At 71.2% G+C, this 25,855-nt stretch carries 19 protein-coding genes; 15 read left to right on the top strand and 4 right to left on the bottom strand.

Annotation, left to right across the window (positions count from 1 at the left end):
• Positions 1–102 precede the first annotated feature (102 nt).
• On the bottom strand, positions 103–819 hold the full coding sequence (locus ACQYVW_RS05600) for a helix-turn-helix domain-containing protein (protein ID WP_434946311.1): 717 nt from the start codon (positions 817–819) through the stop codon (positions 103–105).
• Positions 820–1,028: 209 nt separating this feature from the next.
• On the opposite strand from ACQYVW_RS05600, the gene ACQYVW_RS05595 reads away from it, so the two are divergent.
• The 15 genes from ACQYVW_RS05595 (at position 1,029) to ACQYVW_RS05525 (ending at position 22,047) form a co-directional block, all read left to right on the top strand.
• A complete protein-coding gene (locus tag ACQYVW_RS05595) occupies positions 1,029–3,047 on the top strand; it encodes a serine hydrolase domain-containing protein (protein ID WP_434946310.1) in 2,019 nt (672 codons plus the stop codon).
• 71 nt (positions 3,048–3,118) lie between these two features.
• Positions 3,119–4,132, top strand: a complete 1,014-nt coding sequence (locus tag ACQYVW_RS05590) for a dipeptide epimerase (protein WP_434946309.1) — start codon at positions 3,119–3,121, stop codon at positions 4,130–4,132.
• Positions 4,129–5,400, top strand: a complete 1,272-nt coding sequence (locus tag ACQYVW_RS05585) for a peptide MFS transporter (protein WP_434946308.1) — start codon at positions 4,129–4,131, stop codon at positions 5,398–5,400. The genes ACQYVW_RS05590 and ACQYVW_RS05585 overlap by 4 nt, the downstream gene beginning before the upstream one ends.
• Positions 5,401–5,498: 98 nt before the next feature.
• Positions 5,499–7,841, top strand: coding sequence for a TonB-dependent receptor (locus tag ACQYVW_RS05580; protein WP_434946307.1), 2,343 nt, complete (start codon positions 5,499–5,501; stop codon positions 7,839–7,841).
• Between the two features lie 58 nt (positions 7,842–7,899).
• Positions 7,900–8,940 carry an N-acetyltransferase DgcN family protein gene (locus ACQYVW_RS05575; RefSeq protein ID WP_434946306.1) on the top strand — a complete coding sequence of 347 codons (1,041 nt, stop codon included), beginning with the start codon at positions 7,900–7,902 and terminating at the stop codon, positions 8,938–8,940.
• On the top strand, positions 8,937–10,073 hold the full coding sequence (locus ACQYVW_RS05570; protein WP_434934416.1) for a YkvI family membrane protein: 1,137 nt from the start codon (positions 8,937–8,939) through the stop codon (positions 10,071–10,073). The genes ACQYVW_RS05575 and ACQYVW_RS05570 overlap by 4 nt, the downstream gene beginning before the upstream one ends.
• A gap of 17 nt (positions 10,074–10,090) precedes the next feature.
• Positions 10,091–11,677, top strand: a complete 1,587-nt coding sequence (locus ACQYVW_RS05565; RefSeq protein ID WP_434946305.1) for a serine hydrolase — start codon at positions 10,091–10,093, stop codon at positions 11,675–11,677.
• A gap of 139 nt (positions 11,678–11,816) precedes the next feature.
• Positions 11,817–13,847 carry a M3 family metallopeptidase gene (locus ACQYVW_RS05560; protein ID WP_434946304.1) on the top strand — a complete coding sequence of 677 codons (2,031 nt, stop codon included), beginning with the start codon at positions 11,817–11,819 and terminating at the stop codon, positions 13,845–13,847.
• A 147-nt stretch (positions 13,848–13,994) separates the two neighbouring features.
• A complete protein-coding gene (locus tag ACQYVW_RS05555) occupies positions 13,995–15,467 on the top strand; it encodes an OpgD/OpgG family glucan biosynthesis protein (protein ID WP_434934419.1) in 1,473 nt (490 codons plus the stop codon).
• Positions 15,455–17,341 carry a glucans biosynthesis glucosyltransferase MdoH gene (gene mdoH / locus ACQYVW_RS05550; protein ID WP_434946303.1) on the top strand — a complete coding sequence of 629 codons (1,887 nt, stop codon included), beginning with the start codon at positions 15,455–15,457 and terminating at the stop codon, positions 17,339–17,341. Before ACQYVW_RS05555 ends, mdoH begins: the two co-directional genes overlap by 13 nt.
• A gap of 275 nt (positions 17,342–17,616) precedes the next feature.
• Positions 17,617–18,270: an LpoB-related protein gene (locus tag ACQYVW_RS05545; RefSeq protein WP_434934421.1), complete on the top strand. Its 654-nt coding sequence runs from the start codon at positions 17,617–17,619 to the stop codon at positions 18,268–18,270.
• Positions 18,271–18,406: 136 nt separating this feature from the next.
• A complete protein-coding gene (locus tag ACQYVW_RS05540) occupies positions 18,407–18,889 on the top strand; it encodes a putative periplasmic lipoprotein (RefSeq protein WP_434934422.1) in 483 nt (160 codons plus the stop codon).
• A gap of 13 nt (positions 18,890–18,902) precedes the next feature.
• Positions 18,903–19,724 (top strand): hypothetical protein, encoded by an 822-nt coding sequence (locus ACQYVW_RS05535; protein WP_434934423.1) that lies wholly within the window; start codon positions 18,903–18,905, stop codon positions 19,722–19,724.
• Positions 19,721–21,016, top strand: coding sequence for a COG3014 family protein (locus ACQYVW_RS05530; RefSeq protein WP_434934424.1), 1,296 nt, complete (start codon positions 19,721–19,723; stop codon positions 21,014–21,016). The genes ACQYVW_RS05535 and ACQYVW_RS05530 overlap by 4 nt, the downstream gene beginning before the upstream one ends.
• Positions 21,013–22,047 (top strand): hypothetical protein, encoded by a 1,035-nt coding sequence (locus ACQYVW_RS05525; RefSeq protein ID WP_434934425.1) that lies wholly within the window; start codon positions 21,013–21,015, stop codon positions 22,045–22,047. Before ACQYVW_RS05530 ends, ACQYVW_RS05525 begins: the two co-directional genes overlap by 4 nt.
• Positions 22,048–22,065: 18 nt before the next feature.
• Here the strand turns inward: ACQYVW_RS05525 and ACQYVW_RS05520 are convergent, their stop codons facing one another.
• The 3 genes from ACQYVW_RS05520 to sctS form a co-directional block, all read right to left on the bottom strand.
• A complete protein-coding gene (locus tag ACQYVW_RS05520; RefSeq protein WP_434946302.1) occupies positions 22,066–24,504 on the bottom strand; it encodes a protein kinase domain-containing protein in 2,439 nt (812 codons plus the stop codon).
• Between the two features lie 284 nt (positions 24,505–24,788).
• Positions 24,789–25,577 (bottom strand): type III secretion system export apparatus subunit SctT, encoded by a 789-nt coding sequence (gene sctT, locus ACQYVW_RS05515; protein WP_434936637.1) that lies wholly within the window; start codon positions 25,575–25,577, stop codon positions 24,789–24,791.
• The gene (sctS, locus tag ACQYVW_RS05510; protein WP_280942213.1) at positions 25,577–25,843 is read right to left on the bottom strand and encodes a type III secretion system export apparatus subunit SctS; all 267 of its coding nucleotides are present in this window, start codon (positions 25,841–25,843) and stop codon (positions 25,577–25,579) included. Before sctS ends, sctT begins: the two co-directional genes overlap by 1 nt.
• Positions 25,844–25,855: the final 12 nt, after the last annotated feature.

Genomic DNA, 25,855 nt, shown 5'->3' with positions numbered 1-25,855 from the left:
CTGCTTTCGGGTCCACGTCGGGCTCCGGCGGAAACGAGGCCGGAGGCTGACGCAGGCGCGATCAATACGCCGTGATGCGACGGGCAGGCCGCCCGACCTGCATCAGTCGCGACGCGGCGCGGCGCGCGGCGGCCGCCTGGCGGGAGCCGCGGGCGAGGGCGCCTTGAGCTGCCGGACCGATGCCGCGCGCGGCGCCGTCTCGTCGCCGTGCAGGGTCATCAACGATTCCATCAGCTGCTCGTCCGGGCTCGAGCACACGCCCAGCAGCAACGCCTCCTCGCAGCCTTCGGCGGCGATGTAGGCGTGGCCCATGTTGGAGTCGATGTACACCGACTCGCCCGCGTCCAGCACGATCGGGTCGTAGAACTCGGTATGCAGCTCCATGCGTCCTTCCAGCACATGGATGTACTCCTCGCCCGAGTGACGCACCAGGTCGCCGAACTCGCCGATCGAGCGGGCGCGCACCCGCGTCAGCACCGGGATCATGCGCTTGCGCCGCAGCTCCGGGCACAGATAGTAGTAGTCGTAGTTGGGCGTGGTGACCCGGATCGCGTCCTCGATGCGGCCGATGCTGCGGCGCGCGGTGACCGGCGGCTCGGGCGTCTCGTCCTGTTCTGCGAACAGTTCGGACATGCGCAGGTTGAGCCGCTGGCTCAGCTGCAGCAGCTTGTCGTAGGTCAGCGTCAGCCGATCGTGCTCGACCTTGGACAGGGTGGACAGCGGGATGCCCGAGTGCTCGCTCATCTGCTTGAGCGTCCAGCCCTTGCGCGCGCGCAGCGAGCGCAGGAGCCCGCCGATCGTGGGGTGCTGCTGGGTCATCCTTGCCGGTTCTCCGGTGGCTGCGGTCTTGTCCTGGTCGGGATCATCATCGCTTCCCCGGCGGTCGCCGGGAAGAGGCGGATGGGCCGGACGGATGCCGGCACACCAGGGCATTGGTCATGTTGACAATTTTCCGATTGGGATCATTATCGCCAAATCAGGATAGCGCCCACTGGGGCGGCGCAACCTGAACATCCGGAGACCGTCCGATGCGTTCGCTTCCCAAGATCCTGTGCGGCTGGCTGCTCGCCGCATTCCTGTCGCCGGCCGCAGCGCAGGACCCCGCGCCGGCCGCGATTGCGCCGGCAACGCTGCCGCCGGTGCCGGAACAGCCCGGCGATGGCCTGGTGCCTGCAGAGGCGACGCCGTCGGGGACGCCAGTGCTCGATCGCGCCGACGTCGAAGCTTGGCTCGACGGCTTCCTGCCCTACGCCCTGGCCTCCGGCGATATCGCCGGTGCGGTCGTGGTGGTGGTGAAGGACGGTCAGGTGCTGCTGCAGAAGGGCTACGGCTACGCCGACCTGGCCGAGCGCACGCCGGTGGATCCCGACGCCACCCTGTTCCGCCCCGGCTCGGTGTCCAAGCTGTTCACCTGGACCGCGGTGATGCAGCTGGTGGAACAGGGCAAGCTGGACCTGGATGCCGACGTCAACCAGTACCTCGACTTAGAGATCCCGCACCGCGACGGCACGCCGGTCACGCTGCGCCAGATCCTGACCCATACCACGGGCATGGAGGAGCAGATCCGCGGCCTGATCACCGCCAGCGAGGCCTCGATCACGCCGCTGGGCGAAGCGCTCAAGTACTGGGTGCCCGAGCGCATCCACGTGCCCGGCGCCACGCCGGCCTATTCCAACTACGCCACCGCGCTGGCCGGCTACATCGTCGAGCGCGTGTCGGGGCAGACGTTCGACGACTACATCGAACAGCGGATCTTCCAGCCGCTGGGCATGACCCGCTCGAGCTTCCGCCAGCCGCTGCAGCCGGAACTGCTGGCCGGCATGTCCAAGGGCTATGCGCGCGCTTCCGACGGCCAGCCCAGGGACTACGAGTTCATCAGCCTGGCGCCGGCCGGCAGCCTGGCGGCGACGGGTGCGGACATGGCGCGCTTCATGATCGCGCACCTGCAGCTGGGCGCCTACGGCGATGCGCGCATTCTCGGCGCCGACACCGCGCGGATGATGCACACCACCGGGCAGGCGTCGGTCGGGCCCCTGAACCGGATGATGCTGGGCTTCTACGAGACCTCGGTTAACGGCCACCGCGCGATCTCGCACGGCGGCGACACGCAGTGGTTCCACAGCGACCTGCAGCTGTTCCCGGACGACGGTATCGGTCTCTTCGTGTCGATGAACAGCTCCGGCCGCGAGGGCGCCACCGGACATGTGCGCTATGCGCTCTCGCGCGGTTTCGCCGACCGTTACCTGCCGGGCGAGCCCGCCCCGGCGGCGGGCGTTTCCGAGGCGGAGGCGCGCGAGCACGCGCAGCTGATCGCCGGCACCTACGCCAGCAGCCGCCGTCCGCAGAGCAACTTCGTTTCCCTGGCCAACATCCTCGGCCCGGTCAAGGTGGTCGCCAACGAGGACGGCACCATCAGCGTGACCCTTGCCCTGGGGCCGGGCGGCGCGCCGAAGAAGTGGCGCGAAGTCTCGCCTTGGGTCTGGCAGGACACCGCCAGCAGCGATCGCCTCGCGGCCGATGTCGTCGATGGCCGGGTGACGCGCTTCAGCCTCGAGCCCTATGCCCCGATCATGGTGTTCGAGCGCCTGTCGACCTGGCGCGCGCTGTCGATGCCGCTGCTGGTGGCCAGCCTGCTGGTGCTGGCGCTGACCGTGCTGGCCTGGCCCGTGTCGGCGATGGTGCGGCGCTACTACCGCGCGCCGTATCGCCTGGCGGGGCAGGACGCGCGCATGCACCGACTGGTCCGTATCGCCGCGCTGGCAGTCCTGCTGGCCCTGGGCGGCGCGCTAGGCTTCGTGGTCGCGATGCTCAGCTCGCTGGAGATGACCAGCCCCGACAGCGACGGGATGATCATCGCCCTGCGCCTGTTCGCCACCGTGGCACTGCCGCTGGGCGCGGCGGTCGCGGTGTGGAACGCCTGGCACGTGCTGCGCGCGCCGCGCCGGCTGCTGGCCAAGTTGTGGGCGCTGCTGCTCGCCCTGGCCTGCCTGTACGCGCTGTGGATCGGCATCGCGCATCACGTGATCGGCTTCGGCGCCTACTACTGAGCGGCGCTGGCCGCGCATCCCGCCGGCGGTCCGCCGCCGGCACCATCCCCTGACATGCCGTGGAGGTCCGCGTGAGCACCGCCGTGCCCGTGACCCTGGAACTGCACAATGAACCGCTGCCGCTGGCGGCGCCTTTCCGGATCTCCGGTCACGTGTTCGAAGCGATGCCGGCCACGGTCGTCCGACTGCACGACGGTGTGCACGCCGGCCGCGGCGAGGCCGCCGGCGTCTACTACAACAACGACCATCCCGACGCGATGCTCGCCACGCTGGAGGCATTGCGTCCGCGCATCGAGGCCGGCCTCGACCGCGAGACGCTGCGCACGCTGTTGCCGGCCGGTGGCGCACGCAACGCGCTGGACTGCGCGCTGTGGGAACTGGAATCGAGCCGTGCGGGTGTGCCGGTGTGGCGGCTGGCCGGGCTCGAGCGCGTGCGTCCGCTGCTGACCACCTTCACCGTGGGCGCCGACACGCCGGAGGTGATGGCGCGCAACGCCGCCGCCTTCGTGCAGGCACGCGCGCTCAAGCTCAAGCTCACCGGCGATGCGCAGCTCGACGCCGAGCGCGTGCGCGCGGTGCGTGCGCGCTGCCCGGCGCCGTGGATCGGCGTGGACGCCAACCAGGGCTACACCGCCGAGACGCTGCCGGCGCTGCTGCCGGTGCTGGTGGAGGCGCGCGTGTCGCTGCTCGAGCAGCCCTGCGCCCGCGGCGCGGAGGATTCGCTGGCCGGGATCGATCGCGTGCTGCCGTTCGCCGCCGACGAGAGCATTCTCGATCTGGGCGAGCTGGAGTCGCGCCACCACCACTTCGACGTGATCAACATCAAGCTCGACAAGTGCGGCGGCCTCACCGAGGGGCTGATGATGGCGCATCGTGCGCGCGCGCTGGGCAAGCAGGTGATGGTGGGCAACATGGCCGGCACCAGCCTGGCCGCGGCGCCGGCCTTCGTGCTCGGCCAGCTCTGCGACGTGGTCGATCTGGACGGCCCGGTGTTCCTCGCGCGCGACCGCAGCCCGTCGGTGCGCTACGAGGACGGCTACATCGTCTGCGGCGAAGAGGTCTGGGGGCCGGCGGCCGCGGGATGAGCGCGCAGCCCCACGAGCCGACCTGGTTCGGGCAGCCGCGCGGGCTGACGATCCTGTTCCTGACCCAGATGTGGGAGCTGTTCTCCTACTACGGGATGCGCACGCTGCTGGTCTACTACATGACCCGGCAGCTGCTGTTCGCGCAGGAGAAGGCCTCCTTCATCTACGGCAGCTACACCGCGCTGGCCTATTTCACCCCGATCCTCGGCGGCGCGATCGCCGACCGCTGGCTGGGCAAGCGCAATGCGGTGATCGCCGGCGGCAGCATCATGGCCCTGGGCCATCTGCTGATGGCGTCCGAGTCGATGTTCTATGCGGCGCTGGCCATCATCGCCCTGGGCAACGGCCTGTTCCTGCCCAGCCTGCCCAGCCAGATCAACGATCTGTACGCCGAGGGTGACCCGCGCCGCGGCCGCGCCTACAACGTCTACTACGTGGGCCTGAACGTCGGCGGCCTGCTGGCGCCGCTGGTCTGCGGCACCCTGGGCGAACTCTACGGCTGGCACTACGGCTTCGGCGCCGCGGGCATCGGCATGTTTGTCGGACTGCTCATCTATCTGGCCGGACGCAAATACCTGCCGCCGGAGCCGGCGCGCGTTGCTAGGTCGGCGCCGCTGCCGGCGCAGGCTCGCCGCGACGGGCGCCGGATCTGGTGGCTGCTGCTGGGCGTCGGCATCGCGGCGACCATCTTCCGCGGCGCCTACGAGCAGATCGGCAACACCTTGCCGTTGTGGATCGACAGCGGGGTGGACCGCTCGCTGGGCGCCTGGACGATCCCGATGACCTGGTTCCAGTCGCTCAATCCGCTGCTGGTGATCGCGATGACGCCGCTGCTGCTGATGGTCTGGCGCCATCGCGCCGCGCGCGGCCGCGAGTCCTCGCCGGCCGCGCGCATGGCCACCGGCGCGCTGCTGGTGGCGGCGGCCTATCTGCTGCTGGCCCTGGTCAGCGCCATGGCCGGCGACGCACGCGTGGCCTGGCCCTGGCTGCTGACGTTCTTCCTGGTGCTGACCCTGGGCGAGCTGTACATCCTGCCGACCGGCCTGGGCCTGTTCGCGAAGCTCGCGCCGCCGCGGCTGGGCGCGACCACGGTCGCGTCCTGGTTCCTGGCGGTGTTCAGCGGCAGCCTGTTGGCGGGGCTGGTGGGGATGTTGTGGTCGCGCGCCAGCCATGCCGGCTTCTTCGTCCTGCTGGCCGGGCTGGCGGTGCTGGCGGCCGTCCTGCTGCGCGCGCTGGACCGGCCGATCCGCCAATCAGGGCGCGCCTAGCCATTTTTCATTCTGTATTGACAATTTTCCAATCGGGATCATGATCCCTGATCAGGACCGGGTTGTCCCCGGTGCGAAGCTGACCGGAGAGAGCCTGCATGACCGCATCCGTCCCGTCCGTCCCGGCCCGCCGCTCGCGGCTCGCCCTCGCCGTCGTGGCCGCCATGGCCGTGGCCGCCCCCGCCGCGGTGTTCGCCCAGCAGGCGCCCGCGGATGACCAGGCCGGGCCGGTCCAGCTCGACAGCGTCATCGTCACCGCCAACAAGCGGCAGGAAAACATCCGCGAAGTCGCTACCGCGATCACGCGCCTGGGCGAGACCCAGCTGGAGAACCTCAACGCCACCCAGATGGCCGACTACGCCAGCTACGTGCCCGGCCTGCAGATGCAGTCCAACGGCACGCCGGGCCAGGTGCAGGTCTCGATGCGCGGCGTGGCGGCGCTCTCGCCGGGGTCCACCGTGGGCACCTACGTGGATGATGCGCCGGTCGGCTCCAACAGCCTCTACCAGCAGGCCACGCTCTACCAGCTCGACCTGCTGCCTTACGACATCGAGGCCATCGAGGTGCTGCGCGGGCCGCAGGGCACGCTGTACGGCGCCGGCGCGATGGGCGGCCTGATCAAGTACACCATGCGCAAGCCCGACACCTCGCATCGCGAGTTCCGAGTCGGCGCGGGCGTCTCGTCGCCGTCCGATGGCGGCACCGGCCAGAACTACCGCTTCGGCATGAACCTGCCGATCGTGCAGGACGCGTTCGCGCTGCGCCTGAGCGCCGCGCGCCAGGAGCTGCCCGGCTACGTCGACAACCTGGTCGACGGCCGCCGCGACATCAACCGCGGCGAGCAGACCAGCGCGCGCGTCGCACTGCGCTGGGAAGGCGAGGCCTCGAGCCTGCAGCTCGCCGCGATGCGCCAGGAGGTCGAGAGCGACAACAACTCGATCATCGCGGTGGACGCCGATACCCAGCGCCCGCTCGCCGGGCTGTCCAACCGCGTCTACGTCGACGAGCCGTTCCGCAAGGAAATCGACCACTACGCGCTGACCTTCGAGCACGACCTCGGCTTCGCCGACCTGGTCTCGGCCACCAGCTACGCCGACACGATGACCGCCGTGCGCAGCGACGTCTCGCTCAGCTACGGCGAGTATCCGCTCGCTTTCCTCGATGCCGATCCCACCCTCGAGCCGGGCTCGTCCTATCTCGACAACCGGCTGGAGCTGAGGCAGTTCACCCAGGAAGTGCGCCTGCAGTCCAAGTCGGGCGGCGACTTCGAATGGCTGGTCGGCGGCTTCTACTCCGACGAGAAGGGCGACAACAGCCAGTACGTGGCGCTGAACAGCCTCGATGGCTCGCCGCTGCCGGCGCCCTGGAACGACATCATCGGCGTGCTGGGCGAACTGGTGATTCCCAGCACCTACGAGGAAACCGCGGTCTTCGCCAACGCCAGCTATCGCTTCACCGAGCGCTTCAAGCTGGGCGCAGGCGTGCGCTTCTCGCGCAACGACCAGAAGTTCCAGCAGAACGTGACCGGCGGCGTGCTGATCCCGATCGGCGTGCAGGACAACAGTTCCAGCGAGGACGTGTTCACCTGGAGCATCACCCCGCAGTTCCAGATCACGCCCGATTCTATGGTCTACGCCAAGGCCTCCACCGGCTATCAGCCCGGTGGCCCCAACGTGGTCGCGGTGGGCCTGCCCTCGGCGGTGGATTCGTCCATGCTCACCAGCTACGAGCTGGGCTGGAAGGCCGGCTTCGGGCGCCGCCTGATGCTCGACCTGGTGGCCTACCAGATCGACTGGGAGGACATCCAGGTGGCATCGCAGGTCAACGGCGTCAGCGGCCTGGTCAACGGCGGCGAAGCCACCAGCCGCGGCATCGAGGCCTCGCTGCAGTGGCGCCCGGTGAGCGGGCTGACGCTCGGCTTCAACGGCGCCTACAACGACTCCGAACTCGACCAGGACTTCCCGGCCATCGTGGTGCCGCTGGATCCGGACCTGCCCGGCGGCGTGCTCGAGATCAACACCGGCCTGGGCGGCGACCGCATGCCCTACGTGCCCGACCTGACGCTGTCGGCGACGGTGGATTACACCATCGCCCTTGCCAACGGCTGGAGCGCCGGCTTCGGCGGCGGCTACCGCTGGGTCGACGACCGCACCAACGCCACCACCGAGCGCCAGGTGATCGCCATCGCCGATCCCAGGACCGTGCTCGATACGACGATCACCGAGCCGCTGACGATCCAGAGCTACGGCGCGCTGGACCTGTACGCCTCGCTGTCCAACGGCAGCTGGACCGTGCGCGGTTACGTGAAGAACGCCGGCGACAAGCGCGCCTGGTCGTCGCTCACCGACATCACCGGCGCGCTCACCGGCGTCACCCAGCATCTGGCCGCGGTGCCGATCCAGCCGCGCACCTTCGGGCTGGAATTCGACTTCCGCTTCTGACCCCACGCCGCCCGCACGCGGGCGGCCAATGCTGCGCAGGGAAATCGGGCGCTACCGCATGCAGACCGCAGTTCCAATCGCGCGCGAGGCCGAGGCCCTGCCGCAGCCCTACCTGTTGTTCCTCGGCGACATCACCGAGCCCGGCTACGCCAAGACCGCGTTCGGGCTGCGCGACTGGGCGCCCGAGCGCTGCGTGGGCGAATATGCCTGCGCTGGTGCGACCGTCAGCGCCGGCCTGCCGGCGATGACGCCGGCCAGGGCGCGACTGCAGGGTGCGCGCGCGATGGTGATCGGCGTGGCCAATCCGGGCGGACGCATCCCGGAAAGCTGGGTACCGGCGCTGGTCGAGGCGCTGCAGGCCGGGCTCGATCTCATCGGCGGCATGCATGCGCGACTGGGCGGGATCGAGCCGCTGCGCAATGCCGCGCTCGTGCACGGCCGTCGCCTGATCGACGTGCGCGAACCGCCGCCGGGCCTGCCGGTGGCCACCGGGCGCAAGCGCAGCGGGCGCCGCCTGCTGACGGTCGGCACCGACTGCGCGCTGGGCAAGAAGTACACCGCGCTGGCGCTGACGCGCGCCTTCCGCGCGCGTGGACTCGACGCCGACTTCCGCGCCAGCGGGCAGACCGGGATCCTGATTGCCGGCCAGGGCGTGCCGATGGACGCGGTGGTGGCCGATTTTGCCGCGGGCGCGGCCGAGCAACTCTCGCCCGAGGCCGATGCCGCGCACTGGGACCTGATCGAAGGGCAGGGCTCGCTCTCGCACCCGGCCTACGCGGCGGTGTCGCTGGCGCTGCTGCACGGCAGCCAGCCAGACGTGATCGTGGTCTGTCACGAGCAGGGGCGCGAGGCCGTGCTAGGCCATCCGCAGTTCGCGCTGCCCTCGATCGAGGAGACCATCGATCTCGCCCTGCGCCTGGGCGCGCGCACCAGTCCCGGCATCCGCTGCGCCGGGGTGAGCCTCAACACCGGGCGGCTGGAGGCGGAGGCCGCGCACGAAGCGGTCGACGCGCTGGCGGCGCGGCTGGGCATGCCGGTGGCCGATCCGATGCGCGGCGGTGCGGCCTTCGAGCGGCTGGTGGACGCCTGCCTGGGATGAGGCCTGCTGCCACCTGGTTCCAGCGCTTCCTGCTGCCGGGCTTCGTGTTCCAGGCGGCGGTGATCGCCGGCGGCTATGCCACCGGCCGCGAACTGGTGGAGTTCTTCCTGCCCGCCGGCCCCTGGGGCGGCCTGCTGGGAATGGCAGTCAGCATGCTGGTCTGGAGCGTCGTGCTGATGGCCAGCTTCGAGCTGGCCCGTCGCGCGCGCGCATACGACTACCGCGCCTTCTTCCGCGTCCTGCTGGGCCGCGGCTGGTGGCTGTTCGAGATCGGCTACGTCGCGCTGATGCTGGTCATCCTGGCGGTGATGGGCGCAGCGGCGGGCGAGATCGCGCACAGCCTGTTCGGGCTGCCGCGCCTGGCCGGCTCGCTGGCGATGATCGTCGCCACCGGCGCGCTGCTCACGGTCGGCGCCGCGGGCATCGAGCGCTTTCTGGTGGCGTCGGTCGGCTACCTGTACCTGGTGTACGCGGTGTTCGTGGTCTGGTGCGTGATCGCCTTCGGCGACCGCATCGGCGAGGCGTTCGCCACCGGGCCGGTCGACGGCGGCTGGCTCGGTGCCGGCGTGACCTATGCCGGCTACAACGTCGCCACCATCCCCGCGGTGCTGTTCTGCGTGCGCCATTTCGGCCGCAGCCGCGACGCGCTGGTGGCCGGGGCGCTGGCCGGGCCGCTGGGCATGCTGCCGGGCGTGCTGTTCTACGTGGCGATGATGGGCTGGCACCTGGAGATCGCCGACCAGGCGCTGCCTTCGGCCTTCCTGCTGGCCAGGCTGCAGGCGCCGTGGTTCGAATGGGCCTTCCAGCTTGCGGTGATGCTGACCCTGGTCGATACCGGCGTGGCCCTGCTGCATGCGATCAACGAGCGCGTCGCCGCAGCCTTCCGCGAACGCGAGCGCGCGATGCCGCGCGCGCTGCGCCCGGGCATCGCGGTCGGCACGATGCTGCTCGCCGTCTACGCCGCCACGGCGGTGGGACTGGTGGACCTGATCGCCCGCGGCTACGGCACGCTGACCTGGTACTTCCTGGCCATCTACGTGCTGCCGCTGATGACCTGGGGGCTGTGGCGACTGTGGCGGGGCGCGCCACGGGTCGCCGTCACCAACACCGCGGCTGCGGGGCCCGCGCCATGACATCCGAAGGAGACACCATGCATCCGATCCGTAGCTGCCTGTGCGCGATGGCCGTCGCCATTGCCGGGCTGTCCTCGTTCCCTGCGCTCGCCGCCCCGCCGCCGGGCTTCGACGAACGCGTCGAGCAGGCGATGCGCGCGCGCGATGTGCCCGGCATGGCCATCGCCGTGGTCGAGGACGGCCAGGTGACGCTGGCGAAGGGGTATGGCGTACGGGCGCTCGGAGACGATGCGCCGGTCGATGCCAACACCATCTTCCCCACAGGCTCGACCGGCAAGGCGGTGACCGCGGCCGCGCTGGCGCTGCTGGTCGACGAGGGGAAGATGGGCTGGGACGACCGGGTGATCGACCACCTGCCCGATTTCCGCATGTACGACGCCTGGGTGACGCGCGAGATGACCGTGCGCGACCTGCTCGTGCACCGCAGCGGCCTCGGCCTGGGCGCGGGCGACCTGCTGTTCATCCCGCGCAGTTCGCGCAGCCGCGCCGACATCGTGCGCGCGCTGCGCCACATCAGGCCGGCCACCAGCTTCCGTAGCGGCTACGCCTACGACAACATCCTGTACATCGTCGCCGGCGAGCTGGTGGCGGCGGTGAGCGGGCAGGACTGGGAATCGTTCGTGCGCGAACGCATCTTCGCGCCGCTGGGCATGCGCACCGCGGTGAGCCACGAGGACGCGCGCTTCGCCAACCCCAACCGCGCGCAGCCGCATGCGCGCCTCGATCCGCGCCTGCGCGGGCTCGGCCCGCAGCAGTTGCTGCCCGAGCGCGAGGGCCTGGGCCAGGTCGGCGCGCCGGCCGGCGGGCTGTCCTGGAGCGCCAACGATTTCGCACGCTGGCTGCAGGTGCAGCTGGGCCGCGGGGCGGTGCCGGGTGGTGCGCGTCTCTACAGCGAGGCGGCCGCGCGCGAGATGTGGACGCCGCAGGTGCAGGTGCCGATCCGCGCCTATCCCGAGCCCATCGCCGCGCTCACCCCGCAGTTCTCCGGGTATGCGCTCGGCTGGAACGTGCAGGACTACCGCGGCGTGAAGGTGGTGCAGCACGGCGGCGCGGTGTTCGGCGTGCTCGCCTTCGTGGCGCTGGTGCCCGAGCGGGGAATCGGCATCGCGCTGCAGATCAATTCCGAGGACGTGGAGGTGATCCGCGGCCTCGCCCACGAACTGCTCGACCACTACCTGGAGCTCGAGCCGCGCGACTGGGTGGCCGATTTCAGCGAATGGAACCGCGCGCGCCTGGCGGCGGGACTGTCCGCGCTGGAGTCGATGGGCGCGGCGCGGCCCAAGGCCTCGCGACCCTCGCTGCCGCTCGCGGGCTACGCCGGTCGCTATGCCGATGCCTGGTACGGCCCGATCGCGATCGAACACGCCGGCGGCCGGCTGCGGATCGACTTCTCGCAGAGCCCGGGCATGACCGGCACGCTCAGCCACTGGCAGTACGACACCTTCCGCGCCGACTGGGACGATGCGTCGATCGAGCCGGCCTATGTGAGCTTCGCCCTGGACGCCGAGGGCAAGGTCGCGCGCATCACCATGAAGGCGGTCTCGCCCACGGCCGATTTCAGCTACGACTATCACGACCTGCTGTTCGAGCCGGTGGCGCACTAGCCGTCGGCCTGCGCGCGGGCAGGGTGGCGGGATCCGCGCCTGCGCCGGCGGGCGCCTGCGGCGGGACAGTCACGCGCTGTTCCTTCGACGCACGCGGCGGCGTGGCATCCTGCGCGTCCCGTCCCGCTCCCGCCTCGCCATGTCCGCCAATCCGCTGCTCGATTTCTCCGGCCTGCCGCGTTTCGACGAGATCCGGCCTGAACACGTCGCGCCGGCCATCGACCAGCTTCTGGCCGAGGCCGAGGCGGCGGTGCGCGCGGCCGAGCGGGTGTCGCCGGTCGGCTGGGACAGCTTCGTGGTGCCGCTGGACGACGCCACCGAGCGACTGGCGCGCGCCTGGGGGCAGGTGGCCCACCTGGAGGCGGTGGTCAACACGCCTGCGCTGCGCGAGGCCTACAACCAGACCCTGCCCCGGGTCACCCGGTTCTGGAGCGCGCTGGGGCAGAACCTGGCCCTGTACGCGCAGTACCGCGCACTGGCGGAAGCGCCGGAATTCGACGCCGTCGACGACGCGCGCCGCAAGGTGGTGGAGAACGCGCTGCGGGACTTCCGCCTCGGTGGCGCGGAGCTGGCGGAAGACGACAAGGCGCGTTTCGCCGCGATCCGCGAGGAACTGTCGGCGCTGTCGGCGAAGTATTCGCAGAACGTGCTCGATGCCACCGATGCCTGGTCGCTGCACGTCGAGGACGAGGCGCGTCTTGCCGGCCTGCCGGCCGATGTGCGCGCCGCCTGCCGTGCGGCGGCCCAGAAGGACGGGTTGCCGGGCTGGAAGCTGGGTCTGCAGATGCCGGTCTACCTGCCGGTGCAGGCCTATGCCGAGGACCGCGAGCTGCGCGCCACGCTGTACCGCGCCAACGCGGTGCGCGCCTCGGAACTGGGCGACGATCCGGCGCTCGACAACAGCGCGCTGATCGAACGCATCCTCGCGCTGCGCGCCGAACTGGCCGCCCTGCTGGGCTTCGACAGCTATGCGGCCTATTCGCTGGCCACCAAGATGGCCGACACGCCCGACGAGGTGCTGGCCTTCCTGCGCGACCTGGCGGTGCGTGCGCGGCCGCATGCGCAGCGCGACCGCGCCGAACTCGAGGCGTTCGCGCGCGAGCAGCTCGGACTCGACGGTCTCGAGGCCTGGGACCTGGCCTACGTGTCGGAGAAGCTCAAGCAGGCCCGCTACAGCTTCTCGGCGCAGGAAGTGAAGCAGTACTTCACCGAGCCGAAGGTGCTCGCCGGCCTGTTCGGCCTCATCCACGACCTGTACGGCCTGCGCGTCGAGGAAGACAGCGGCCCGGTCTGGCACGAGGACGTGCGCTTCCATCGCCTGGTCGATGCCGATGGCACCCTGGTCGGGCAGTTCTACCTCGACCTGTATGCGCGCGAAGGCAAGCGCGGCGGTGCGTGGATGGACGACTGCCGCAACCGCCGCGTGCGCGCCGAAGGCACGCAGACGCCGATCGTGTACCTGGTCTGCAATTTCGGCAGGGGCGTCGACGGCCAGCCGGCGACCTTCAGCCATTCCGACGTGACCACCCTGTTCCACGAGATGGGTCATGGCCTGCACCAGCTGCTGACCCGCATCGGCGAACTCGGCGTGGCCGGGATCAACGGCGTGGAGTGGGATGCGGTGGAGCTGCCCAGCCAGTTCATGGAGAACTTCTGCTGGGAGTGGCCGCGGGTGCAGGCGATGACCGCGCACGTGGACACCGGCGCGCCGCTGCCGCACACGCTGTTCGAGCGCATGCTGGCGGCGAAGAACTACCAGAGCGGCATGTTCACCGTGCGCCAGCTGGAGTTCGCGCTGTTCGACATGCTGCTGCACGCGGGGCCGGCGCCGGCGGTCGAGGAGGTGCAGTCGCTGCTCGGCCGGGTGCGCGCCGAGGTGGCGGTGAATCTGCCGCCGGCGTGGAACCGGTTCCAGCACCAGTTCAGCCACATCTTCGCCGGCGGCTACGCGGCCGGCTATTACAGCTACAAATGGGCCGAGGTGCTGAGCGCGGACGCCTATGCGGCCTTCGAGGAAGCGCCCGGCCTGGAGCGCGAGATCGGCCGGCGCTTTCGGCACGAGGTGCTGGCGCGCGGCGGCAGCCGCGCCGCGGCCGAGAACTTCCGTGCCTTCCGCGGACGGGCGCCGCGGATCGAGGCGCTGCTGCGGCACACCGGCATGGCCGGCTGAGCGAGGGCACCCGCCGGCGTTGACGCGGCGTTAAGGAGCCGCCCGTCTAATGGTGCGCGGTTTTCCCCGCTCCCCTCGAGGCTGCCCTTGCGTCGCCGTCAACTGATCGCGGCCGGTATGTCGATGCCGCTGCTGCTGGGATGGCCCGTGCGCGTCCTCCGGGCCGCGCAGTCGGGACCGTCCACCCCGTTCGATGCGGACACCGTGCCCGCGCTGGCGCGCGCGCTTGCCGCGCAGGCCTACGTGCCGCCTCCGCGCGCCTTGCCCGCCGCGCTGGACGCGATCAGCTACGACCAGTTCCGCGACTACCGCTTCCGCCCCGAGCAGGCGCTGTGGCGCGACAGCAGCGCCGGCTTCCAGGCGCAGCTGTTCCATCGCGGCTTCATCTTCAAGGACCGCGTCGACCTGCACCTGGTGGAAGACGGCCGCGCGGCGCCGCTGCCGTATCGCCGCGAGCGCTTCGACTTCGGCCCGCAGCCGGCGCCGGCCGACGATCCCGCGCTCGGCCACGCCGGCTTCCGCCTGCACGCGCCGCTCAACCGTCCCGACTACTTCGACGAGCTTTGCGTATTCCTGGGCGCCAGCTACTTCCGGGCAGTCGCGCGCGGCCTGGCCTACGGCCTGTCGGCGCGCGGTCTGGCGCTGGGCAGCGGCGATCCGGGGCCGGAGGAGTTCCCGCTGTTCCGCGCGTTCTGGCTGGAACAGCCGGCGCCCGGCGCCACGTCGATGGTGGTGCATGCGCTGCTCGACAGCCCCAGCGTCGCCGGCGCCTACCGTTTCGTCATCGCGCCGGCGGGCGAGGAAACGACGATGGAAGTGGATGCGCGCCTGTTCCCGCGCGTTGAGCTGCGCAACGCCGGCATCGCGCCGCTGACCAGCATGTTCGAATTCGATGCGGGCGACCGCGTGGGCATCGACGACTTCCGCCCCGCGGTGCACGACTCCGATGGCCTGGCCATCTTCAACGGGGCCGGCGAGCAGGTCTGGCGGCCGCTGCGCAATCCGCGCGAGATCGCGCACAGCGGTTTCGTGGACGAGAACCCGCGCGGCTTCGGGCTGATGCAGCGCAAGCGGGATTTCGAGGCGTTCCAGGATGCAGAGGCACGCTACGAGCAGCGCCCCAGCGCCTGGGTCGAGCCGCTGGGCGACTGGGGCGCCGGCGAAGTGCACCTGGTCGAGCTGCCTACCGGCAACGAGTTCGCGGACAACATCGTCGCCTTCTGGCGTCCGCGCGATCCGCTGGCGCCGGGCCGCGAACACCGCTTCGCCTACCGCCTGCACTGGTGCGCGGACCACGCATGGCGGCCGCAGCTGGCGCGCGCGCTCGCCACGCGCACCGGCCAGGGCGATGCGGAAGGCGTGGCGCCGCGCCAGTTCGTGGTCGACTTCGCGGGCGGGCGGCTGGACGCCGTGCCGCACGACGGCGCGCCGCGGGTCGAGGCCTGGGCGTCGGCGGGCGAGCTGCGCAATCCGGTGGTGTACCGGCTGGCCAATGGTCGTTGGCGCATGAGTTTCGAACTGCTGCCGGGCGCGGCCGAAGTGGTCGAGCTGCGCGCGCGGCTGCTCGATGGCGGTGGCGAGGCCCTGTCGGAAACCTGGCTGTCGCGATGGCCGGCGTGATGTCTCCCGCCGCCGTGGCGACCGATCCGCCCGCCGCGCAGGCACCCTGGCTGCCTCCCGAGGCGCCGCTGGACATGCCGGTGCAGGGCCTGCGCCAGGGCCGTCTGGTCAATCCGCGGTTGCCGAGCACGCCGCCGCGCATGGCGCTGCGCCGCGCCGCGGTGTTCGGCGGCACCGCCTTGCTGGGCCTGCTCGCGGCCTGGCAGATGTGGTGGCTGCTGCGCGCCGACGGCATCACCGTGCTCGAGCTGCTGTTGCTGGCGCTGTTCGTGCCGCTGTTCGCCTGGGTTGCGCTGTCCTTCGCCAGCGCGGTGCCGGGCTTCATCCAGGTGTTGCGCAGACGCCCGCTGCGGCTGGGGCTGTCGACCAGCGGTCCGCTGCCCGAACTGTCCACGCGCACCGCGCTGCTGGTGCCGGTCTACAACGAGGATCCGCACCGCACCTTCGCCGGGGTGCAGGCAATCCTGGAATCGTTGGTGGCGACCGGGCGCGCTGCCTGCTTCGATGTTTTCATCCTCAGCGACACCCGCCGTCCCGAGGTCGCGGCCGCCGAGGAAGCGGCCTTCCTCGCGCTGCGTGCGAAGCTGGGCAAGGAACTGGGCGTGTACTACCGCCGCCGCAGCGACAACGCCGAGCGCAAGGCCGGCAACATCGCCGGCTGGGTGCGCCGCTTCGGCGGCGCCTTCGCCAACATGCTGATCCTCGACGCCGACAGCCTGATGGAGGGCGCGACGATCGTGCGCCTGGCCGCGGCGATGGAGCGCAACCCGGACGTGGCCCTGATCCAGACCCTGCCGCTGGTGGTGAACGGCAGCACGGTCTTCGCGCGCATGCAACAGTTTTCCGGCCGCGTCTACGGCCCGGTGATCGCGCACGGCGTGGCCTGGTGGCACGGCGCGGAGAGCAATTACTGGGGCCACAACGCGATGATCCGCACCCGCGCCTTCGCCGAGTGCGCGGGCCTGCCGGCGCTGGAGGGGCGCGCGCCGTTCGGCGGCAACGTGCTCAGCCACGACTTCGTCGAGGCCGCGCTGATGCGGCGCGGCGGCTGGGCCCTGCACATGGAGCCGGGGCTAGGCGGCAGTTACGAGGAAGGGCCGCCGTCGCTCACCGACATGCTGGTGCGCGACCGGCGCTGGTGCCAGGGCAACCTGCAGCACTCGCTGGTGGTGCCCGCGCGCGGGCTGCATCCGGTCAGCCGCCTGCACATGATGATCGGCATCGGCCATTACTTCACCGCGCCGATGTGGGCGATGCTGATGCTGGTCGGGCTCTCGATCCCGCTGCAGGCGGGCGTGGAGGAGGGCTATGCGCCGCTGGCGTACTGGCGCGAGGCGGACCCGTCACGCTTCCTGTGGATCTTCGGCCTGACCATGGCCCTGTTGTTCGGACCCAAGCTGCTGGGCCTGGCGGCCGCCTTGCTGGACGGCACGGCGCGTCGCGCCTTCGGCGGCGGGCTGCGCCTGGCGGTCGGCGCGCTGCTGGAAACGGTGCTGGCCGCGCTGATGGCGCCGATCACCATGTACCTGCAGTCGCGCGGCGTGGCCGAGGTGCTGGCCGGCAAGGACTCGGGCTGGGATGCGCAGCGCCGCGACGACGGAACCCTGCCGCTGTCGGCGCTGCTCGCCCGCTACGGCGGGCTCAGCCTGTTCGGCCTGGGTGCGACCGTGGTCGCCTGGCTGGTCTCGCCGGGACTGGCGGCATGGATGTCGCCGGTGCTCGCCGGCATGCTGCTGTCGGTCCCGGTCGTCGCGCTGACCTCGGCGCCCGGGCCGGGCCAGTGGCTGCGCCGCGTCGGCATCTTCGCCACCCCGGAAGAGGTGGTCCCCCCGCCGATCCTGCTGCGGGCCGAGGCGCTGCGCCGCGAGGACTGAGACCCCGGCGGCCGCCGTCCCGGAGCTGGCGGGCCAGGCGCCCGTCCCGCTGCCCGTCCGTCCCACCTTCTGACCTCCCGGCGGCGGCCCCCGACCGCCCGCAGGCCGCCGCCGTTGGCGGGGGTTCAAAAGTTTTCAGAAACTTTCAGGGGACGGCCAAGCATTCACGGCCGGGCCCATGCTCCACTCGCCCCGACGTTCCCGCCGCACAGGTGGAGGACGCGGTGGCCGCCGTCCGACGGACCGGCCGCCCGACATCGCAACAGGGGGACATCGTGAGCGCAAACCATTTGAGTGCCGGCCTGTGGCTGGCATGCGGCCTGCTGCTGCTCGCCGGCGGCGACGGCCTGGCACGCGAGCGCAAGCTCGAGAACCGGCACGGGGTGCAGGCACGCGACCTCGACCCGGGGCAGAAGGGGCTGGTCACCGGGGTGGGCATCGAGGCCCACGACATCCAGAGCATGACCAACCAGATGGCGCGCGACATGTTCGCCAGCGGCTTCCTCAACCAGCTGCAGCACGCGCCACGCGTGCTGGTGGACGAGCAGGAGTTCCGCAACGAAGGTTCGCAGATCATCAACCGGCGGATGATCACCCAGCGCCTGATGACCGAACTCAACCGCGCCGCGCAGGGCCGCATGAGCTTCGTCGGCCAGCGCTATGCCGGCATGGTCGCCAAGCAGCGCGAACTCAAGCGCGAAGGCACCACCGACGTGGGCACCACCGGCCTGACCGGCGGCCAGGCGGGCATCGACTTCTTCCTGGCCGGCGCGCTGATGACCCTGGACAGCCGCGACCCGCGCAGCGGCGTGGTCCAGCGCTACAACCAGATCGCCTTCGAACTGGTCGATGCCGAAACCGGGGCCGTGGTCTGGACGGGCATGTACGAGTTCCAGCGGGCCGCCGCGGACGACGTGGTCTATCGCTGATCCGCCTCGCGCTGTTCCCGCGGGGCAGCGACACGGAGGTCGCCACTTTCCCCCGACCCATCGCCGCATGCGGCGATCCGGACGCGTGCGCCCGTCACGCCGCGAAGGATGCCGCCACCCATCCGAAGGAGACGTCATGAAGCTTGCCGCCCCGACCCTCTGCTGCAGCGCCGTGCTGGTGCTGCTGCTGTCCGCCTGCTCCACGCCCAACACGCGCCCGCAGGCCCTGCTCACCTGCGACTACAAGGCGCTCAAGCGCAATGCGCCCACCGGCGGCCCGGCGCTGACCTCGGTGGCCTACGGCGCGGTCAAGGACATCCCGGCCGACGCCGTGCTGATGAGCGATGCGGGCCTGTTCCGCAGCGTGATGGTGCAGCAGCTGGCGACCCAGCCCACCGCGGGCGGCACCGTGCAGGTCACCGCGCGCCTGGCCAACTGCACCGGCGCCGGCTTCAGCGTGCGCGCGCGCACCGCCTTCCTCGACCAGGGCATGGGCCCGGCCGAGCCGGTTTCGGCCTGGCGCACGGTATTCCTGCCGCCCGGCGGCATGGCGGTCTACCAGGAGTCCTCGTTCGGCGCAGCCGCGCACTACTACATCGAGCTGGCCCCGAACCAGTAAACCGGAGGACCTCATGCGCATCGTCCTGATCGCTTCCGCACTGACCTTGGCCCTGCCCATGCAGGCCGTCGCGCAGATGCGCCCCGGCCAGCCGCAGGTGTTGACGCCCGCGCACCGCGAGCCGGTGGCGGTGCCCGTTCCCTGGACCGAGCTGCGCCAGCGGCTGGGCGCGCGCAACCGGGTCATGCTGTTCTGGGAGGCCGGCCTCGATGCCGGCGTGTCGACCCGGTACCGCGAGGTCGAGACGCTGGACCGCTCCGTCCACGGCAAGGCCGCGCAGGCGGGCAGCGTGGCGCACCACTACGACGGCTCCAGCGGGGTCGCCGTCGCGGGGGCGCGTTCGCACCTGCACGAGCGTCGCGAGCGCTACAGCGAGGACGATGCCCCGGCGGCCGCGACACTGTCCGACGCGTCGCGCAGCCTGCAGTCCGAGTTCATGGCCCAACTGCGACTGGGCGGCGTGCGCTTCATCGACCGCACCCTGGCCACGCGGCTGGCCGGCATGGACGTGCAGGGCGAGCGCCCCAACGTGCACGCGATCGAGACCCAGGGCCTGGTCGACCACGCCGACTACCTGATGGAAGTGACGTCGCGGCCGGTACCCGATGCCGCCTCGGGACGCCGGTTCCATGTCGCCCTGCGCGACGTGGCCAGCGGCGAAACCCTGGTCGACTTCGAGACGGCCGCCGAAGCCGCGGAGGAGGGGCCCCGGCCCTGGGTGGCGACCGCGAACGGCTTCGAGCGCGCCGGGACGGCGATCGCCACGGATGCCGAGGTGGCCCGGCTGCTGGCCATCGAGACCGGGCGCCAGTTCGCCGTGGGGGTGCGGCGATGAGCGCGCCCCGTCATGGCCTGCTGGCCCGTTCGCTCGCGGCCTGTCTCGGCCTGGCCTGCACCCTGCCGGCGCTGGCGCAGGAAGTCGCGTCGGGCGTGCCCGACAGCCTGCTTCCCTATTACGACGCCCTGCTGGAGGAAGGCGAGTGGGGGGCCGTGCTCAACTTGCAGCGGCTCGGGCTGGAAGCCATCGACCAGCGCCGGCCCGACATCGCGGCGCGCGCCTTCGATGCCGCCATCGAGCGCATCGAGCTGGTCTATGCCAATTCCGACTCGGCCAAGAAGGCGCGTTCGCTGTGGTCGTCCGAGGGCGTCAAGGACTACAAGGGCGAACCGTACGAGCGCGCGATGGCCTACTACTACCGCGGCCTGCTGTTCCTGGCCGAGGGCGATCACGAGAACGCCCGCGCCAGTTTCCGTTCCGCCGAGTACCAGGACACGATCTCCAACGACGAAACCTATGCCGGCGACTTCGGGATGATGTCGCTGCTGGCCGGCTGGGCTTCCAGCTGCGCCGGCGATCCCGCCATGGCCGAGGACTTCTACCAGCGCGCCGCCACCCAGCAGCCCGAAGGCCTGCAGCCGCCGCCCGCGGGCAGCGGCACGCTGCTGCTGGTGGAGTCGGGAACCTCGCCGGTGAAGATCGCGACCGGTCCCTACGGCGAGGCGCTGAAGTTCCAGGCCGGCGACAACCCCTTCGCCTCGGTCACGGCCGGCGGGCAGGCGCTGCCGGTGCTGGGCGACCTGGGCTGGCAGGCCAATACCCTGGGCGGACGCCAGATCGACGTCGTGCTCAACGGCAAGGCCAGCTTCCGCCAGGGCAGCGAGACGGTGGCCGAGGTCGGCATGCTCGGCGTGCAGGCGGCGCTGGGCAGCGGCGACAGCGGTGCGGCGGGCGCACTCGCGCTCGTGGGCGTGGCCGCCATCCTGCTCAGCTCGGCGACCAAGGCCAAGGCCGACATCCGCGCCTGGGAGAACCTGCCCGACCGCATCCACGGCGGTTTCCTTCCCGCCGGCGCGCCGGCCCCGGCGGTCGCGGAGATCACCGCCGACGGGGACGCCTACGAGGTGCCCGCGCCGGTGCTGGACGCCACGGCCGGGTCCTGTCGCCTGCTGGTGTACCGGACCCGCGAACCGGGCGCGCTGCGCGCGCAGCCGGTCAGCAACCTCTCCGCGGCCGAGCGCAAGTCCCTGTCGAGACGCAACCAGGCGCGCGACGCCCGCTTCCGCGAAGAGATGGGCGCGCGTTTCCAGGCCGACACCGATTCCATTGCGGGGGCGGAACTGCCATGACATCGATCATCGCCAGGTCTGGAGCGCTCATCGTGTGCGCACTGTTGGCGCTGCAGCCAGGTGCGCGGGCGCAGGAGGCGGTCGCGCAGGACACCGCTACCGCGCAGAGCGCCGCAACTGCCGAGCCGGCGCCGCAGTCCGCCGAGCAGGAGGGCATCGCACCGCCGGATGCCACCGAGGCCGACCCCGCCGTCTGGGGTCCGTATGCGCGGCTGGTGGGCAGGACGTTCGCGGGCGAGACCGTCGCCGGCTGGCCGGGCTATGCCAGCGCCACGCGCAGCATCCAGTGGGAGGTGCCCGGCCAGGTGATGGTCGAGACCGGCACCAGCACCAACGGTTCCGAGATCCCGCGGATGCGGATCCTGCCAGCGGGTCCCGGCAGGCTCACCTTCGACGTCAAGATGGCACCGAACTCGACGGGCCAGATCACCGACGCCGGCACGCTGACGTTCGACATGCCGTTCGGCTGGGAGAGCGTGATCGGCCTGGTCGACGAGGACAGCTACGAGACCAAGACCCTGAAGCGCGGGGAGGTGCAGGCGCATGCGATCTACCGCGACGTCGCCTCGGCGGCGCACGAGCAGCGGAGCGTCGAGCAGGCGGCGGAGAAGCTCGCCTCGCGCGAGGCCGCCCGTGTCGCGCTGCGCGAGGCCGGAATCCCGGACGCGGCGCTGACCGATGTGCCCGCCGAGCGCGTGCTCGCCTATCAGGAACCGGTCCGCGGCCCCTCCGGCACGCTGCGAGTCTCCCGTGCCAAGGCCTGGGAGGGCAGCGCCTGCTATGCGGCGGTCTACATCAACGGGCGCTGGGCCGCACGTCTGGACGAGTCGGAGGCTGTACGGTTCCTGGTGCCGGCGGGCGACGTACGGGTCAGCATCAGCGCCGATCCCCAGGGGCGCGGCGCCTGCCGCCTCGGCCAGGCAAGCGAAACGCACCACGAAACGCACCTGGCCAAGGGCGAATCGCTGCATGTGCAGTTCAGCCTGGGCGGAGCGCCGTTCCGCGAGGCCCTCCTGGCGCAGGAGCCGTAGGCGCGGACCGCGGCCGGCTCAAGCCTCGGAGGCGGCGTCCGGCCGCGTAGCCTCGCACGGCCGCGCGTCGGCGCCGGCCGGGCCGCCGACGGCGCACAGCGCGGCTTCCAGCTGCTGCCGCGCCGCCAGCGTGTAGTGGTTGTCCTCGCCAAGCTGCTGGACATAGGCCGCGTGCGCCTCGCGCAGCAGGGGCACGGCCTCGGCATGGCTGCCGGCCACCATGTGCAGCTGGGCCAGCCCCACCTGGATCTCGAGCGTGTGCGGATTGTCCGCGCCCAGGGTGGCCGCCGAACCCCGGTGCGCTTCGGCCAGCGACCGCCCGGCTTCGTCCAGCCGGCCAAGCGCCAGCAGGTTCATGCCGTGCAGGTAGAGGATGCGCAGGCGGGTCGGGCTGCCGGTGTCGCCCAGCGCCGCGAACGCCTCCGCCAACTCTTCGAACTGCCGCTCGGCCTGGGCGGCGCGTCCGGCGCGGCTGTGCAGGACGGCGAGGTTCGCGCGGACCTTGACCAGCGCGTTGTGGTCCTGGTCGTCGAACGCCAGCTGCGCGGACACGGCGTTCTCGCACGGCGCCTGGCCTCCTTCGTAGTCGCCCTTGCGGATGTGCCAGTAGCAGCTGGCGCGGTGCGCGGCCAGCGCCGTCTGGAGATCCGGACGCTGGCGGGCGGCACGAAGGGCGTCGGTCTTGTGGATCAGCGCCGCGGCCTCGTCGAAGCGCGAGTCGTCGACCAGGTCCGACGCGAGCTGGTAACGTGCGCGCTGGGTGCGGGTGTCGTGCGGGCCCAGGTGCTGTTCGAACAGCGCCACGGCGCGCCGGTTCTGCTCGATCGCCTGCGGAATCATCATGGCCTCGCCATACGCGCGACCGATCGCGAGACGCACGGTCGCCTCGACCACCGGCTGGTCGCCGATGCGCTCGCTGATGCGGGTCACAGCGTGGTCGATGGCCTCGCGCACGGTCCGTTCCGCCTGGCCGCCATGTTCGTAGGGAGAGGCGGCGGCGAGCACGTCCTCGTTGAAGAAGCGGTTGACCGCATCGGCGATGGCCGCCTGTTCGCGCGCGACGTGGCCGGCCTTCAGCGCCTGCGTGTACAGCAAGCCGCTGGCCACGGCCCCGAGGCTCAGCGCGACACCGGTGGCCAACAGCCAGGGCCGGCGCGCGCGCTGGCGTTCGAGCACGCGCCGGGCCTGCGCCTGCTCGCGTTCGGCCTGCCGATGGCGGCGTTGTTCGGCGCGTCGTGCTCCGAGCGTGCGCAGGCGCTCGGCCAGCGCGGACGCCGAGGGCAGCCGGCGCACCGGGTTCGCCGCGGCGGCCAGGGCGATGTCCTGGCACAGCAGCGGGTCTTCGAGGTCGGCCTCCCATCCCGGCGCCAGCGGCCGGCGCAGGTCGCCCACCAGCACCTGGTAGACGAGCACGCCGAGCGCATACACATCGCTGCGCTGGGTGGCGACGCCGCCGGCGAGTACCTCGGGCGAGACGTAGAGCGCGCTGCCGGCGCGCTCCTCGAGCTGGCCGGCCGCCATGCTCAGGGTGATTCCCATCTCCAGCAGGCGCTGCGACGTGGCCGCCTGGCCGGCGCCCAGGTCGGCGATCACCAGCCGCAGCTGGCCCAACTCGTCGCGCCAGGGATACAGGTTCTCGGGCTTGAGGTCCTTGTGGATGATGCCGATCTCATGCAGTCCGGCCACCGCCTCGCACAGCTGCGCGCACAACGCGATGCGGGCCGTGCGGTCCATCGCCGCCAGCCCGTCCGCGCTGCCCGCCCAGATGCCCAGGTGGCCGTCCGCGAAGTAGGGCAGGTCGATAAAGAACGGAGGCTGCGACAGGTTCCAGTCGAGCACGCAGGCGACATCGGGCAGCGCCGCCTTCACCGAGGCGATGTAGCGCGACAGCGCGACCTCGCGCTTGAGCCCGCGCAGCCCCGCTTCGCCCTGGGCGAACTTGATGACCCGCAGGTCGCCGCCGGGATCGCGGGCGAGGAAGGCGGTCGACGCGCTGCCGCCGCCCAGCCGCCGCACCAGGCGCCAGCCCGGGCGCTGCCCGACCTCGTCGCCTTCGGCCGGCAGCGCGTCGTCGTCGCGCTGCGGTGGCGCCGCCTCGCGACTGGCCGCCCGGAATTCCACCGCGGCCGCCAGGCGATAGCCATAGCCGTGCACTGCGCGTAGGCCCTGGCCCTGCGCGCCCAGGGCCTGGCGCAGGCGGCTCACCGCCTTGGCCAGGGAATTCTCCGAGACCACGCGTCCGGGCCAGCCGGCCTCGAGCAGCTCTTCCTTGGTGACGACCTCGCCGGAGTGGCGCAGGAGCGCCAGCAGCACGTCGTGGCTGCTGCGGTCGAGGGCGACCTGCACGCCTCCCACATGCAGCGACGCCTGCTGTTCGTCGAGCACGGCGTCGCCGAAACGCCACAGACCGGGCGGCGGGGCCGCTGGCGACGGCGCCGGGAGGTCTTCGATCGTCATGCATTCCCTCTGCAGTTGGCGACAGCATTGCGCAGGCGCCGGGCGCGGACAAGCAGGCCGGCGGCTGCGATCTCCCTGCATGGCCCGTGCCAGCCGCGCTGCGCCCGCCGTCCGCTGCGGTAAATACAGTGCCCGTGCTTGCAGGTGACTGTCGATCCGGCGCGATCAGCGGGCGACGGGCGAGGGCGGCGGCGCCCAGGCGGCCGGATGATTCCTGCGAAGGGACCGCGGTGGCCAGGCGGCCCCATGGGCCAGCGTCCGATGCGTCCTGCGCAGGCGCGACCTCAGGCGCCGAAGGTCCGCCGCAGCAACTGCAGCAGGCCTTCGCTGTCGTGCAGCCGCCGCACCAGCACCTCCACGTACACGCCCAGCAGCAGCAGGATGATGCCGGTCGCGGCCCAGGCCTTGAGCGGGAGGGTCAGCGCGAACACGTTGAGCTGCGGCGCGTAGCGGTTCACCAGGCCGAACGACAGGTCGATGATCAGCAGGATCACCATCACCGGCGCCGCGAGCACCAGCATGGTGGTCATGAAGAACCCGAAATGGCCGACGAACAGGTTCATCCCCGCCGCCGGCAGGTTGGGATAGAAGGAGGTCGGCGGCCAGATGGCGTAGCTGCCCAGCAGCAGGTCGAGGAAGATCAGGAAGGCGCCGCTGGCCATGAACACCCAGGCGGCGAACATCGACAGGAACTCCGCGTGCAGCGAGGTCTGGTGGCCCTGGATCGGGTCGAACACCGTGGCCATGCTCATGCCGACCTGGGTGTCGATGACGTTGCCCGCGGCCGAGATCGCCCAGAACACGATGCCGAAGCAGAAGCCGATGGCGATGCCGATGAAGAGTTCCTTGACCACCAGCGCCGGCCACGACAGCGTGCTCATGGTGCCGGCCGGCGCGGTGACGACCACGATCGGCAGCGCCACGATCGCGAGGCTGACCAGGAAGCTGTTGCGCACCATCGCCGGCATGTTCTGCGGGCTGATCAGCGGCAGCATGATGAAGGCGCCGATGATGCGCGGCAGGGTGAGGCCCAGCGCCAGCATCGCGTTCTCTGCGGACGAGAAGAACTCCATCAGCGCCGGGTCAGGCTCGGGAACTCGATGAAGATCCGGTTCGAATAGGTGTACAGGGTGCCGCCGATCATCGCCCCGGTGACGAACAGCGCCAGCACGATCGCCACGAACTTGAGCGCGTAGGCGAAGGTCTGCTCCTGGATCTGGGTGGCCGCCTGCAGGAAGGCCACGACGAGGCCGACGATGGCCGCGGCCGCGATCGGCGGTCCAGACAGCATCAGCACCAGCCACAGGGCCTGCCGGGTCAGCTCGAGCGTCTCGCCCATCCTCGCCTCCGT

The sequence above is a fragment of the Luteimonas campi genome (assembly GCF_051162505.1).
Classification (GTDB): Bacteria; Pseudomonadota; Gammaproteobacteria; order Xanthomonadales; family Xanthomonadaceae; genus Luteimonas.
Note: the sequence above shows the minus strand (reverse complement) of the source record. Positions and strands in the feature narration are given on the sequence as shown.